The 14,212-nt window shown below is 45.0% G+C and carries 14 protein-coding genes; 11 read left to right on the top strand and 3 right to left on the bottom strand.

The features are described from left to right. Positions 1–207 precede the first annotated feature (207 nt). A complete protein-coding gene (gene ypfJ, locus ACIROD_RS05940; protein WP_402938717.1) occupies positions 208–1,053 on the bottom strand; it encodes a KPN_02809 family neutral zinc metallopeptidase in 846 nt (281 codons plus the stop codon). A gap of 367 nt (positions 1,054–1,420) precedes the next feature. On the opposite strand from ypfJ, the gene safA reads away from it, so the two are divergent. The 10 genes from safA to yajC all read left to right on the top strand — a co-directional run bounded on the left by safA (position 1,421) and on the right by yajC (position 11,224). After that, on the top strand, positions 1,421–4,234 hold the full coding sequence (gene safA, locus ACIROD_RS05935; protein ID WP_402938714.1) for a SafA/ExsA family spore coat assembly protein: 2,814 nt from the start codon (positions 1,421–1,423) through the stop codon (positions 4,232–4,234). Continuing rightward, positions 4,224–5,171 carry a phosphotransferase gene (locus ACIROD_RS05930; protein WP_402938712.1) on the top strand — a complete coding sequence of 316 codons (948 nt, stop codon included), beginning with the start codon at positions 4,224–4,226 and terminating at the stop codon, positions 5,169–5,171. The genes safA and ACIROD_RS05930 overlap by 11 nt, the downstream gene beginning before the upstream one ends. Before the next feature lie 102 nt (positions 5,172–5,273). Further along, the gene (locus tag ACIROD_RS05925; RefSeq protein WP_157831014.1) at positions 5,274–5,873 is read left to right on the top strand and encodes a YhcN/YlaJ family sporulation lipoprotein; all 600 of its coding nucleotides are present in this window, start codon (positions 5,274–5,276) and stop codon (positions 5,871–5,873) included. Between the two features lie 109 nt (positions 5,874–5,982). Then, entirely contained in the window at positions 5,983–6,483 is a 501-nt protein-coding gene (locus ACIROD_RS05920; RefSeq protein ID WP_230176806.1) for an intercompartmental signaling factor BofC, read from the top strand. A gap of 343 nt (positions 6,484–6,826) precedes the next feature. After that, complete coding sequence (gene ruvA, locus ACIROD_RS05915) at positions 6,827–7,441, top strand: Holliday junction branch migration protein RuvA (protein WP_101222771.1); 615 nt, start codon at positions 6,827–6,829, stop codon at positions 7,439–7,441. 11 nt (positions 7,442–7,452) lie between these two features. After that, entirely contained in the window at positions 7,453–8,451 is a 999-nt protein-coding gene (gene ruvB / locus ACIROD_RS05910) for a Holliday junction branch migration DNA helicase RuvB (protein ID WP_034308811.1), read from the top strand. After that, complete coding sequence (locus ACIROD_RS05905) at positions 8,448–8,654, top strand: DUF2905 domain-containing protein (RefSeq protein WP_137020415.1); 207 nt, start codon at positions 8,448–8,450, stop codon at positions 8,652–8,654. Before ruvB ends, ACIROD_RS05905 begins: the two co-directional genes overlap by 4 nt. Positions 8,655–8,692: 38 nt before the next feature. Continuing rightward, entirely contained in the window at positions 8,693–9,721 is a 1,029-nt protein-coding gene (queA, locus tag ACIROD_RS05900; protein ID WP_101222769.1) for a tRNA preQ1(34) S-adenosylmethionine ribosyltransferase-isomerase QueA, read from the top strand. Between the two features lie 36 nt (positions 9,722–9,757). Further along, complete coding sequence (tgt, locus tag ACIROD_RS05895) at positions 9,758–10,897, top strand: tRNA guanosine(34) transglycosylase Tgt (protein WP_101222768.1); 1,140 nt, start codon at positions 9,758–9,760, stop codon at positions 10,895–10,897. A gap of 42 nt (positions 10,898–10,939) precedes the next feature. Further along, positions 10,940–11,224 carry a preprotein translocase subunit YajC gene (gene yajC, locus ACIROD_RS05890; RefSeq protein ID WP_076365002.1) on the top strand — a complete coding sequence of 95 codons (285 nt, stop codon included), beginning with the start codon at positions 10,940–10,942 and terminating at the stop codon, positions 11,222–11,224. 46 nt (positions 11,225–11,270) lie between these two features. Here the strand turns inward: yajC and ACIROD_RS05885 are convergent, their stop codons facing one another. Further along, entirely contained in the window at positions 11,271–11,642 is a 372-nt protein-coding gene (locus ACIROD_RS05885; RefSeq protein ID WP_174524159.1) for a TIGR04086 family membrane protein, read from the bottom strand. Positions 11,643–11,811: 169 nt separating this feature from the next. Between ACIROD_RS05885 and ACIROD_RS05880 the strand changes: the two genes are divergently transcribed. Continuing rightward, positions 11,812–12,492, top strand: a complete 681-nt coding sequence (locus ACIROD_RS05880) for a DUF421 domain-containing protein (RefSeq protein WP_101222767.1) — start codon at positions 11,812–11,814, stop codon at positions 12,490–12,492. Between the two features lie 28 nt (positions 12,493–12,520). Here the strand turns inward: ACIROD_RS05880 and spoVB are convergent, their stop codons facing one another. Beyond that, the gene (gene spoVB / locus ACIROD_RS05875; RefSeq protein ID WP_101222766.1) at positions 12,521–14,083 is read right to left on the bottom strand and encodes a stage V sporulation protein B; all 1,563 of its coding nucleotides are present in this window, start codon (positions 14,081–14,083) and stop codon (positions 12,521–12,523) included. Positions 14,084–14,212 lie beyond the last annotated feature (129 nt).

Below are 14,212 nucleotides of genomic sequence, written 5' to 3'. Positions count from 1 at the left end.
AAATTTGCGACACTCCTGCCGAATAACTGACTAGCCTAGACCCTACAGACGCTTGGCAGACAGTCGGCGGAAAGGGAGCGGATTTCTGAAATCAACTGCAATTTTTAACATAAAAAAGTAGACAAACTCGCTTTTCTTCGAATTTGTCTACAATCTGAAGGGGGGATAAGCCCCCCTTTTTCTTTTAATCTAAACAGGTAAGAACTTTTAAAGGTTACTCGCTTTAAAAGTATTGCCTTCATTCATATCCCCGGATTTAAAACCTTTATTGAACCACCGTTTTCTCTGTTCGGATGTACCGTGCGTGAAGCTGTCCGGAACCGCATACCCCTGCGCCTTTTCTTGGATACGGTCATCCCCCACACCACTTGCTGCATTCAAGGCCTCCTCAAGATCGCCTTTTTCAAGCAAATTCTCTCCTTGGACATGATGTGCCCAAACTCCAGCCAAATAATCGGCCTGTAGTTCAAGACGGACAGAATACCTATTATATTCAGTCTCGCTGACCTGTGAACGATCGGGCATTTCCTTTTCCGTTGTCCCTAAAAGTGTCTGAACGTGATGTCCGACTTCGTGGGCAATAACATAGGCCATGGCGAAATCACCAGGTGCCTGGAACTCTTGCTTCAACTCTTGATAAAAGCTGAGATCAATATATAGTTTCATGTCACCCGGACAATAAAATGGCCCTACGGAAGAAGCTGCCATTCCGCATGCCGATTCGACACTGCCTGAATACAGGACAAGGTTCGGTTTCTTATATTCCAGTCCATTTTTTCGGAATTCTTCTGTCCAGACCTGCTCCGTTTCTGCAAGGACGACAGATACGAACTGCGCAAGTTCCTTCTCTTCATCAGTCTCGACATAAGTGCTGCCATTGTTCGATTCAGTAGAATTCAAACTGCCTAGCAATTCGCTAGGATTACCGCCAAGGAGCGTCACGATCAAGACAATTACCAATCCGATTCCTCCGCCGATTCCGGCCATGCCTTTTCCGCTCATGCCTCTTCTGTCCTCGACGTTCGAGCTGCCCTGTCTACCTTTCCATTTCATTATTATTCCCCCCAGGGATGTAAGATAAGTACCTGAAGACAAAGCCTTAGGTCATTTACTTTCTTATACCCTGATTTCCCTGAGTTTAGACAGAAGTTTGAAAGAAGCGTTTCATAACATGATGGCTTCAAACCTAAAAGCCATTGCCTCCTTTTTTTAGAATGAAGGCAATGGTCCCAATTAAATTTCCATTTTGAAGATGTCATATCATTTAGTTCCTCTCCAAAAAAGTACCTTCCATTTCCCTAAATCATTGATCCAATCATAAATGTCATTTTTCAAGCATAAGTTTTCATGATAAAAATAATAGCAATTCACCCACTGCTTCATAGAATATATGGACATATGCACAGGAGGGGTTAACAGCGTGAAAATTCATATAGTCCAAAAAGGCGATACACTTTGGAAACTCGCCAAAAAATACGGCGTCAGTTTTGAAGAACTTAAAAAAGTTAACGCGCAATTGAGCAACCCGGATATGATGATGCCCGGAATGAAAATTAAAATACCAGGGACATCCGGAGCTGTAATAAAAGAAACGGCTAAACCAAACGTGAATATTCAACCGGGAATTAAAGAATCCCAAATTCAACCGTACCAGGCTCAGCCAGCGCCTATAAAAGAGCAGCCAATTATGCAAAAACCGGCTGTTAAAGAACAGCCGATGTTTCAACAGCCGGTAAAAGAACAGCCGAAATTTCAGCAGCCGATAAAAGAACAGCCGAAATTTCAACAGCCGGTAAAAGAGCAGCCGAAATTTCAGCAGCCGGTAAAAGAACAGCCGAAATATCAGCAGCCGGTAAAAGAACAGCCGAAATATCAACAGCCGATAAAAGAGCAACCAATCGTTCAACAACCAGTGAAGGAACAACCTGTCAAGAAAGAGCAGCAGATCGTTCAGCCAAAGCCAATCATTAAAGAAAAGCAAAAAATCGTTCCAAAAGAAGTTCCGGTGCCCATGCCGGTGATTCCGGAAATCGATATCAATAATTATTATATGGTCAACATGACCAATATGAGTGTGCAAAAGCCTCCTGCACCACCACCTTTACCAAAGAAAAAAGAAGAGCCGGCAGTCACTAAAAAGAAGAAGAAAAAGCCAGCTGTACAGCCAGCACAGGAATACAGTGAGCCGGTGGATGATTGTATTCCAGTAACACCAATTTTGCCCGGAAGTGGTTATTGCATTCAGCCGCCACCGTGGGCGCAGATGCATATGCAAGCCCCATATCAAGGAGTTCCAGGGTATCAGGCGGCTCCGGAAGTACATGGTTATCAAATGATGGAAGAGAGCTCTGATGTTTGGGGAGAATCTTCTGACATGTACATGATGGATCAAGGATTCGTCCAAGGGGCGAGCATGAATATACCAAGCCAGCAACAATATCCATATCAAGCCTCCGCACCGGTTCCGCACCATTACTATGGAGGGATGAATCAACAAGCTCAAGTAGCAGGTTCATATATGCAGCAAGATTATGAGTCACCAGGCGAATCGCCATCTTCATACAACAACAATAACTATAACTTACCTCAGCAGTATAACCAGGCTGCAGGTGAGGAAGAGGAAGATTGCGGCTGTAATAAGGGGTTACTTGGAACTTATGGGCCGGATGTGAAAGGGCAGTATCAAGGAAACCAAAAAATGGATGCCAATGCACATCACAATCCAGATTATCACCAATATCAATCCGTTCAGTCACAGCAGCAACAGGCCCCATACCAAGGGATGTCACCTAAAGAGTCTCAAATGGAGAAAGAGATGCAACAATATGAAGAAGAGTCAGTAGAATCGGCTCAATATGAAGGATTCATGATGATGGGCGGCCAAAACGGAGGCCAGCCAGACATGATGATGGGCGGTCAAAACGGAGGCCAGCCGGACATGATGATTGGCGGTCAAAACGGAGGCCAGCCGGACATGATGATGGGCGGTCAAAACGGAGGCCAGCCGGACATGATGATGGGCGGCGAAAACGGAGGCCAGCCAGGCATGATGATGGGCGATCAAAACGGAGGCCAGCCAGACATGATGATGGGCGGCCAAAACGGAGGCCAGCCAGACATGATGATGGGCGGTCAAAACGGAGACCAGCCAGACATGATGATGGGCGGTCAAAACGGAGGCCAGCCGGACATGATGATGGGCGGTCAAAACGGAGGCCAGCCAGACATGATGATGGGCGGTCAAAACGGAAGCCAGCCAGGCATGATGATGGGCGGCCAAAACGGAGGCCAGCCAGGCATGGGTGGTCAAAACGGAGGTCAGCCAGGCATAAAAGAGATTCAAATAGGAGGTCCTCCATTCATGATGGGCGGTCAAAATGGAGGCCAGCCAGGTATGATGATGGGCGGTCAAAATGGAGGCCAGCCAGGTATGATGATGGGCGGTCAAAATGGAGGCCTACCCGGCATGATGATGGGCGGTCAAAACGGAGGCCAGCCAGGCATGATGATGGGCGGTCAAAATGGAGGCCTACCCGGCATGATGATGGGCGGTCAAAACGGAGGCCAGCCCGGCATGATGATGGGCAGCCAAAACGGTGGTCAGCCAGACATGATGATGGGCGGTCAAAATGGAGGCCTACCCGGCATGATGATGGGCGGTCAAAATGGAGGCCAGCCAGGTATGATGGGCGGTCAAAATGGAGGCCAGCCAGGTATGATGGGCGGTCAAAACGGAGGCCAGCCGGGCATGATGGGCGGTCAAAACGGAGGCCTACCCGGCATGATGATGGGCGGTCAAAACGGAGGCCAGCCGGGCATGATGATGGGCGGCCAAAACGGAGGCCAGCCGGGGATGATGATGGGCGGTCAAAATGGAGGCCAGCCAGGCATGATGATGGGCGGTCAAAATGGAGGCCAGCCAGGCATGATGATGGGCGGCCAAAACGGAGGCCAGCCAGGTATGATGATGGGCGGTCAAACCGGAGGTCCGCCGTGGATGGGCCGTCAAAATGGAAGTCAGCCGTGGATGATGGGCGATCAAAACGGAGGCCAGCCGGGAATGATGCCTAGACAATTTGGTGGTCAGCCGGACATGATGCGCGGTCAGCTAGGGGGGCAACCTGAAGCTATGTTACCTGGACAAATGGGTGGCCAGCCAGGCCAATTCGGGGGCGTTCGTGCGCCTGAAACATTTGGGATACCGACATATGTAGATGAAAGCGATGACTACTAATTATCAAGGAGACAGTGTTTTTAACACTCGTCTCTTCTCTTATTTAAATCGTAAGCCAAAGAATGTCCACCATATTCAAAGCAGTGTCTATTTAATAACTTTTGAAAAGGGTTATTCAATGATCCTTAAAGGATTTGACAGCTTTGAAAAGTGGGATCGTCAAAGAGAATTGACTTCATTGTTAAAACAAAAGGGTTTTCATCAAACGTATTATATTCATCAGAATTTAATGCCCTTTGAATTTAAAGGAAAATGGTATGGGACTATGGACTATTTTCCGCCGAGTAAGAAAAAATTCAGATATTCCAACCATAAGGACCGTTTAGAGGGAATTAAGTTACTGGAAAGCTTCCATGATGTGTCGGAACATCTCTCCATTAACGCGCCTGTGTTCAATCAATCAAAAAAGTGGAAAGAACGTTTATCACTTTTTAAAAAGAACTTTTCTTATGTTCGCCAATATGTTTCCGAAGATATTATCAAGGAATGGATTAGATGGGGTGAGTGGGCGCTAGAGGGGTTTGATAAAAATCAGTCTTCATGGAATAAGGAAAAGAAAGTAATCATTCATGGTGATTGTGCCCACCATAATTTCTTACGGAGAGCGGACGGCACTTTGACTTTAATCGATTTTGACTTAATGGCAAATGCCCCGAGGTGCATTGATTATTTACAGTATGCAAATCGAATATCGCATCATTTGGAAGATGCGGCCACCGATCTGTGGGAAGTGCCGCAATTGCAAAGGTATCAGTCAGACCCGGCCTTTTTATATGCTTTAACTTATCCTACCGATATTTTCCGTGAATGGAATCGCCTTAATAAAAGTTCTTCCCAGCTTCATTCGGTCTGGAAAATGTCCGTGGAAGGTTTTTCGGAGCGGATGGCGATGAATGAAAAATTGGCAAAAAGGATTTCTTCCCTTAATAGGAATTAAAACGGTTTTTTGGCCGTATCTTACAGAGTACATTTCCCGTTCGACACCCATGCTAATTATGAGCGGAATATAGCTCATTCAATTGCAATGGGAGGGTTATTGGTGCAGAAAATAAAATGGGCACAGCCGCTTTGTACGGTATTGGCCGCCGTCAGTTTGGTTGGATGTGCTAATAATGATACAGCGGAAAATGAAAATATCACGAATGATACAGGATACCATGAAAAAGATGCATTGGTACGCAACATCAATTATGAGAATATGGTGCAAGGTTTATACAATAAAGATGATGCGTACAGTAAGAGTGACCGTAACTACCATGGACATGAGAGTAAACCGCTTAAGGCGCGATCATCTTATTATAATTCTTATGAAGGCGCTTTAGCCGACAAAGTCAATGGTGTCGCCAATAAAGTGGAGCCGGTCATCGATACCAGGACGATCATAATGAAAGACGAAATGCTGGTAGCCTTGCTGCTTGATGACTACAGCCAAGCAAAAGATGTTAAAGAAAGAATCAAGAAGGAAATCGGACCGCTTACCAATGGCCGTACCCTATATGTCACCACAGATGAAGGTGTCTATTTCAGGACGATGACACTTGATAACAATCTTCGGGATGGCGACACGAGGGAAATGATCATTTTAGATGCCAATGACATGTTCGATAACCTTAACATTCACGAAAATCACTTGAAATAATTAGTGAGCTGACCCGATATGGAGTCAGCTCTTTTTGATTTTTTTCTGGTTAATAATCCTTATTTGGGTCAAACTACATAAAAAGTAAACGCCTTAAGAGGTGAGTATATTGATTAATCAACTCAGAATCCAATTTTTCATGACGCTTTTCATATTGCCATTTTGCTTAACCGTTTTTGCCGAAGAAACCGTTCAAAAGGAAAATGATCCAATTGAGAGGAAGGTCATTCTTCAGCGTATGTATCTGGATGGCGAGTTAAGTGAAGAGAAATTGACAGAAACCATTTGGTCGATGGAGGACTTTTGGTCAAAATATGAAGGATGGAAAGTAGTCGATCAAAATGAAGAGCAGATTGTCATGAAGAAAATTGAAAATGACATATCTCCGCTCTTAAAAGCGAACGGTTACCTTGGTATGAGGGAAGATGGTACGTTATCCATTTTTATCGGAAGGCCTGAGCATGCCAAGATCATTCATACTTTCTACCAAATAGACGTTGGTAAACTAGAAGCATACAAGCAGGAGGAACTGCAAAAAGGGATTCCGATCATGAATAAAGACCAATATAAACAGCTTATTAAAGAATATGAGCCATATTCGGTAAACTAGGGTGGGATGATATCCGATCCTTCAGACTGTAGATAAACTCGATAATAATGGAGTTTGTCTACAGTTTTTTATATTTACAATTTAACTGTTGATTTCGACTGCAGGCACTCGCTTTTCTGCGGGCGGTCCGTCCTCGGAGCCTTTCTGCCTGTGGGGTCTCGCTTGGACGCGTATTTCCGGCAGGAGTCTCGCATACCCATTCCAATTAACATTGTTTTATGGATGATAATGACACCGGAAGTAATGTGAAAGGACTTTGCAGACTATGAAATAACTTTTAATGAACAACACCCCCTTTTTATGATAAAATGAGAGGTACAGCAAAATCAGGGAGAGAATTAATTTGTATGATTATATAAAAGGCAAGGTCGATTATATTGGGCCTGAATACATAGTTGTGGAAAATGGGGGGATCGGATATCAAGTGATGACGCCGAATCCTTTTATTTTTTCCGCTCAATACCAGAAAGAAATTCAAGTTTACCTATATCATTATGTTCGTGAGGATATGGCAGCATTATATGGATTCCAGACTCGTCAAGAAAAGGCGTTATTCACAAAATTATTGAATGTAACCGGAATCGGGCCGAAGGGTGCTCTAGCCATATTGGCATCAGGCCAGGTTGATCAGGTGGTGCAGGCAATCGAAAATGAAGATGAATCGTTTTTGGTGAAATTCCCGGGAGTCGGAAAGAAAACGGCAAGGCAAATGATCCTCGATTTAAAAGGGAAACTTGAGAATATAATTCCGGATGCGTTTCCAAGCTTGTTTAACGAAGGCGTCACGGCTGCACTAAGTCCAAATGGTTATACAGAGGAATTGGATGAAGCCGTTCTTGCATTGAAGGCTCTTGGTTATTCTGAAAAGGAAGTCCAAAAGGTTGCCAAGAAATTGCAGGCTGAAGATATGACGACCGAGCAATATATTAAGAAAGCATTGCAAATGATGTTAAGATAAGGAGTGGCGCAATGGAGGAGAGAATATTCAATCAGGAAGCCGATTTGAACGAACTGTCCTTTGAACAAAGCCTGCGGCCGCAAAACTTAAAGCAATATATCGGACAGGATAAAGTGAAAGCGAATTTAAGTGTATATATCGAAGCGGCAAGGATGCGTGAAGAAACGCTCGATCATGTACTTTTATATGGACCGCCTGGCCTTGGAAAGACGACGCTTGCCGTCATCATCGCCAATGAAATGGGTGTGAATATCCGCACGACTTCCGGTCCCGCCATTGAGCGGCCGGGAGATCTGGCGGCCATTTTGAGTGCACTTGAACCGGGTGATGTATTGTTCATTGATGAGATTCACCGTCTTCCCCGTGTCGTTGAAGAAGTGCTATACCCGGCTATGGAGGACTTCTGTCTGGATATTGTAGTCGGTAAGGGGCCGGAAGCCCGTTCCATCAGGATCGACTTGCCGCCGTTTACCCTCGTAGGGGCCACGACACGTGCAGGCTCACTGTCTGCACCGCTCAGGGACCGTTTTGGCGTTTTGAGCCGTCTTGAATATTATACGGAAAACCATTTGACTGATATCATCATCCGTACTGCAAGAATCATGGATACGGAAATGGATGATCAAGCAGCGGCAGAGCTTGCAAGAAGATCAAGGGGCACACCAAGAATAGCCAATCGGCTTTTACGGAGGGTCAGGGATTTCGCCCAGGTACGCGGTGATGGTACGATAACGGCCGAGCTTGCCGATTATGCGCTTGAATTAATGCAGGTCGACCGTTTAGGACTCGATCATATTGACCATAAATTACTTAAAGGGATTATTGAAAAATTCCGTGGCGGGCCCGTGGGTCTGGAAACGATTGCTGCAACGATTGGCGAAGAGGCGCATACGATCGAAGATGTGTATGAACCATATCTGTTACAAGTCGGTTTTCTTCAGCGTACCCCAAGAGGCCGGATGGCAACACAGCTTGTTTATGAGCATTTCGGAATGGAGATGCCTGAATGATGAATATACCAAAGATGGTTATGATTCTGGGTGTGATAATATTCGTGATTGGTTTTGCGATGAAATATATCAGTCTCGGCAGGCTGCCGGGAGATATTTTTCTGAAAAAGGGGAATACGACGTTTTACTTTCCCATCGTTACATCAATCATCGTCAGTGTTGTATTGTCCGCGATTTTTTATTTGATCGGCCGTTTTAAATAATGATTACAGCTTGATAGACACGTAAGGAAGTGGAACAGATGAAATTGGATATGTTTGATTTTCATTTACCGGAGGAACTGATTGCCCAAGTTCCTTTGGAGGATAGGGAAGCAAGTAGATTGATGGTGCTGGACAAAGAAACCGGCAAGCTTCAGCATGATGTATTCAGCCATATCACGGAATATATCAAACCGGGAGATTGCCTGGTGTTGAATGATACGAAGGTGCTTCCGGCCCGGCTTTACGGCAGTAAAGAAGGAACGGGTGCAAAAATAGAAGTCTTGCTGCTTAAGCAAGAGCATGATGATGTATGGGAAACGCTTGTGAAGCCGGCCAAACGGATTAAAGAAGGCTCGACAATCGTTTTTGGCGATGGTAAGCTGAGTGCCGTTTGTACAGGTGTACTTGAACATGGCGGCCGAATCCTTGAATTTAAATATGAAGGCATATTTTATGAAATACTGGAGAAGCTTGGCGAAATGCCGTTACCTCCATACATCAAGGAACAACTCGACGACCAGGACCGCTATCAAACGGTTTATGCGCGTGAACGGGGATCTGCAGCCGCACCTACCGCTGGCCTGCATTTTACGGAGGATTTGCTCGGGAAACTTAAAGAGATGGGTGTCCACATCGCATTCATCACGCTGCATGTCGGGCTTGGTACATTCCGTCCAGTAAGTGTCGACGATATTGATAGCCACGAAATGCATTCCGAATTTTATCAAATGACGGAAGGCACTGCCAGATTACTGAATGATGTGAAAGGAAAAGGCGGGAAAATCATTACGGTCGGCACTACGTCCACAAGGACATTGGAAACGATTGCGTCCCGCAATGATGGGGTTTTCAAGGAAGAGAATGGCTGGACGAGCATCTTCATTTATCCTGGTTATGAGTTCAAAGGAATCGATGCGATGATAACGAACTTCCATTTGCCCAAATCGACTTTAATCATGCTGATTTCTGCACTTGCGGGCAGGGAGCATGTCCTTCATGCCTATGAAACGGCTGTGGAAGAAAAATACAGGTTCTTTAGTTTTGGAGATGCAATGTTAATTAAGTAATATAAGAGTGAGAAGCTCTTGAAGGGAGTTATTGCGTTGACTGCAATACGATATGAGTTAATCAAAACATGTAAACAGACAGGGGCACGGCTAGGCCGGGTCCATACGCCGCATGGTTCATTCGAAACGCCGGCATTTATGCCGGTTGGAACGATGGCTACTGTCAAAACGATGTCCCCGGAAGATTTGAAACAAATGGGGGCTGGCATCATCCTGAGCAATACGTACCACTTATGGCTGCGTCCGGGGCATGAAATCATCAAGGAAGCTGGCGGATTGCATAAGTTCATGAACTGGGATCGGGCGATTTTGACCGATTCAGGAGGCTTTCAAGTCTTCAGTTTGAGCGAGTTTCGCAAAATTGAAGAAGAGGGCGTGCATTTCAGGAACCATCTGAATGGCGATAAATTATTCTTATCCCCGGAAAAAGCGATGGAAATACAAAATGCGCTTGGCTCAGATATTATGATGGCATTTGATGAATGTCCGCCATTTCCGGCGACTGAAGAGTATATGAAGAAGTCGGTTGAACGGACATCGCGCTGGGCGGAACGCTGTTTGAATGCACATGAGCGTCCTAATGACCAAGGGCTGTTTGGTATAGTTCAAGGCGGGGAGTTTGAAAACCTTCGCAAACAAAGTGCAAAAGACCTTGTCTCCCTTGACTTCCCGGGTTATGCTATTGGAGGGTTATCCGTTGGGGAACCGAAGGATATCATGAACCGCGTCCTTGAGTTTACAAGTCCGCTGCTGCCAAGTAACAAACCTCGTTACCTGATGGGAGTCGGTTCGCCTGACTCATTGATTGATGGTGCACTCCGCGGTATCGATATGTTTGACTGTGTACTGCCGACGCGAATTGCGCGTAATGGTACGCTCATGACGAGCAATGGGCGGCTGGTTGTGAAAAATGCGAAGTATGCACGCGATTTCGGTCCAATCGATGAAAATTGCGATTGCCATGTTTGCAAGAATTATAGCCGGGCATATATCCGCCATTTGATTAAGTGTGAAGAAACCTTTGGGATTCGTCTTACGACTTACCATAATCTTCATTTTCTGTTAAACTTGATGGAACAGGTCAGACAAGCTATTCGAGAAGATCGTCTTGGAGACTTTAGGGAAGAGTTTTTTGAGCAGTATGGTTTCAATGAACCAAATGCGAGAAACTTCTAATTCCATAAATATTTTAATGAGCGAAAGGAGTGAATATACAGAATGGGTTCTTTAACACAAATACTTCCGTTGATTTTAATGTTCGTATTGTTCTATTTCTTATTGATCCGCCCGCAGCAAAAACGCCAAAAGGCTACGCAAAGCATGCAAAGCAGTCTGAAAAAAGGTGATAAAGTTGCTACTATCGGCGGTATGCACGGAACAATCGATGCAATTGATGACCTGAAAATCGTCATTAAATCACCAGACGGCACAAAACTGACTTTTGACCGTGCAGCAATCCGTGAAATAACGGAAAGCGCACCGAATAAGGAAGTATCCGTATAAGACAAACGAAAACCGGGCCATGTGCCCGGTTTTTTTTGCTGTTTTTTTAATCGGTGCGGGAGTCGGAACTCATGTTGACCCCAAGCACGCCGCCCATCATGGCCGTAATCACGAAACAGCCATAGTATATCCATTGCTTGATGGTGAAAAGTGCATCGTGACCTAAATATTGAAAAAGGAACACGACCAACAGATAAAGCAGCCCAGTGCTCCCGCCCAAGAATAGTCCTTGCTTTTTCCCTTTGCCTCCTGAAATGAATCCACCAATGAACAGCGATAAAAAGGACACGATCATGATCACGTATGTCAGGGATGATTCAGTCAGTGAAGTAAAACGAAGAAGGATGGAAACGATTAAACTAGCAATCATCGCTATGGCAAAGATGGAGCCTACGCCATAAATTACGGCGACACTCATTTTTTTAGTTTCGATGGGTATTCCTCCTTTTTGAAAGGCTGATACGTATAGCCTGTTTATGTGTTTGTACAAGCATATTCCCGATATCGAACCTTTAGACCAGGTTTAGGAAGCTTCCCGCAAAATTAGAAAAGAATATAGAGTAATTTTTCAGTTCCCAAGCCATGCTATGGATGAAGGATGTGGTATTGAAGTGGATATCCTGGCTATTATTTTTAGAACAACAGTGATCTATCTAGTCATCTTAATCCTTTTTCGAATGATGGGTAAGCGGGAAGTTGGGGAATTGAGCATTCTTGATTTAGTGGTATCCATCATGATCGGGGACATTGCCGTCCTTTCCTTTGAAGATTTGGATAGACCATTTTTCAGGCAAATCATTCCGATGTTCGTTCTTGCTTTCATCCAAATAATATTGGCTTTCATTTCATTGAAAAGCATTAGATTTCGAAACATCGTGGACGGTACGCCCCAGATCATCATCAATCAAGGGAAAATAGATGAAAAAGCGATGCGTAAGCAACGATATACTTTCGATGATTTATTGACCCAGCTGCGAGAACAGGGAATTAGTGATTTAAATGAGGTGCAATTCGCAATCCTCGAATCTACCGGGAAGCTTTCGATCATCAAGAATACCAAAGATAAAAGGTCTAAAACCAAGGAAACACCTTATCCCCTTATAATCGACGGGGAGATACAGGAGAGGAATCTCGATAGAATTGGCAAAAATCATTTTTGGCTCCGGCACCAGTTGAAAAAGCTGGGAGAAACGAAGATTAAAGAGATTTCGATTTGTGGGTACATAGATGGCCAATTTTATATCGATAAAAATGAAACGAAGAAATGACCGAAGCCTTTTAATGCTTCGGTTCATTTTATTTCCAAGCGAATTTTGATAAAAAGCCGCCCACTACAGGAATCCTGATCAGATCCGCCTTTTTTATGCTGCCGGTCATGAGCAGGAAAAATGTGAACAGCAGGATGACGACGGTCACGGAAAGCAAAAGCCGTATGCCAAGTGGCTGTGAGGAGAGCGGGAATTGATAAAGATAATAACCGCCCCACCCGGAAATTAAGGCAAGGACCAAAGCTGACATATAGCTGCGGAAATGAAGCGTGAAAGGGACGACCTTCAGCACAGTAGAAAAATGCAGGAAGGTAACGAGCATCGTACCGACTGCTATCCCGATTGCGGCACCCATGATCCCGAAACTTTCCTTTGACGCCAGCAGCCAGATCACACCGATTTTAAGGATGTTACCAGCCAGGCTGTTGAACATTGCGGCCTTTGCAAGATCCAGTGCTTGCAGCATGGATTGCAGCGGATATTGAAAGTAATAAAGTATGAAAAAGGGTGCCAGGAATTTAATGAAAACGGCAGCATGCGAAGAGCCGTACATGACTTGTAAAATCGGTTCGGCAAAGATGAACAGAATGACGATAGCTAAACAGCCTGTGATAAAGGTGATTTTCAGTGCCTGCTGAAGCCTGTGTTCAACGAGTGAAAAGTTTCCGGTCGTACGGGCTTCGCTCACTGCCGGGACAAGTGCCGTCGCCAATGATGACGTAACGAAGGAAGGTAGCATGAGTAAAGGCAGGGCGTACCCTGTCAGCTCCCCGTATTGACTTGTGGCTGCGGCCGCGGTGACTCCGGCGAGTGCCAAACTCTGGGCGACCACTATCGGTTCGAAAAACCATGAAACCGATCCAATCATCCTGCTTCCGGTAGAAGGAAGGGCAATTCCCATCAATTCGGTGAACGTTCCTTTTCCGGATTTGACATTCTTGAAGAAACCCTTTCTGAACTTAAAATGTTTCTTTAATTTAAAGCTGGTCAATAAGTAGATGAGAGATACAAGCTCACCGATAATCGATGCGAACATCGCCCCGGCTGCAGCATATTCGATTCCATATGGCAAAAAGGCCTTTGTCAGGACGGCTATGAAAGTGATTCGGGCCACCTGTTCGATAACTTGTGAGAAAGCGAATGGCTTCATATTTTGCTTGCCTTGGAAATAACCGCGCAGTACGGAAGATATGGCGATGATCGGTACTATAGGGGCAATCGCCATGAGCGGCCATACCGTCCGTTTATCAGTGAATAGGTATTCTGAGAGAGCCGGTGCGAAAAGCAGCATCGCAGGAGTGAAAATCATCGATAGAGTAAAGGTGCAAGCCAAAGAGACGACAAGGATTTTCTTGATTTTCCGTTCATCACCTCTGGCATTGGCCTCAGCCACGTATTTCGAAATGGCGATTGGCAGGCCTAACTGGGTTATGTTCACGACGAGAAAGAGGGTCGGTAAAGCCATCATATATAAACCAACGCCTTCTTCGCCGATGAAGCGGGCGATGACAATGCGGTTAATGAAACCAAGAACCCGTGTAATCAGGCTTGCGATTAATAAAATCAGCGTCCCTTTTAAAAATTTGGACATTGAACTCCCTCCCTGCCTTCTCAAAAAAGCGGTTATGCTATACAATTATCTATATGCTTGTACTTGGACAAAGCATGACAAAAGTGTTTGTTTGCGTTCTAACAAATGATAAGAAACCCTTCTAAGAAA

It is taken from the genome of Peribacillus sp. NPDC101481 (assembly GCF_044767165.1).
Taxonomy (GTDB): Bacteria; Bacillota; Bacilli; order Bacillales; family DSM-1321; genus Peribacillus.
Note: the sequence above shows the minus strand (reverse complement) of the source record. Positions and strands in the feature narration are given on the sequence as shown.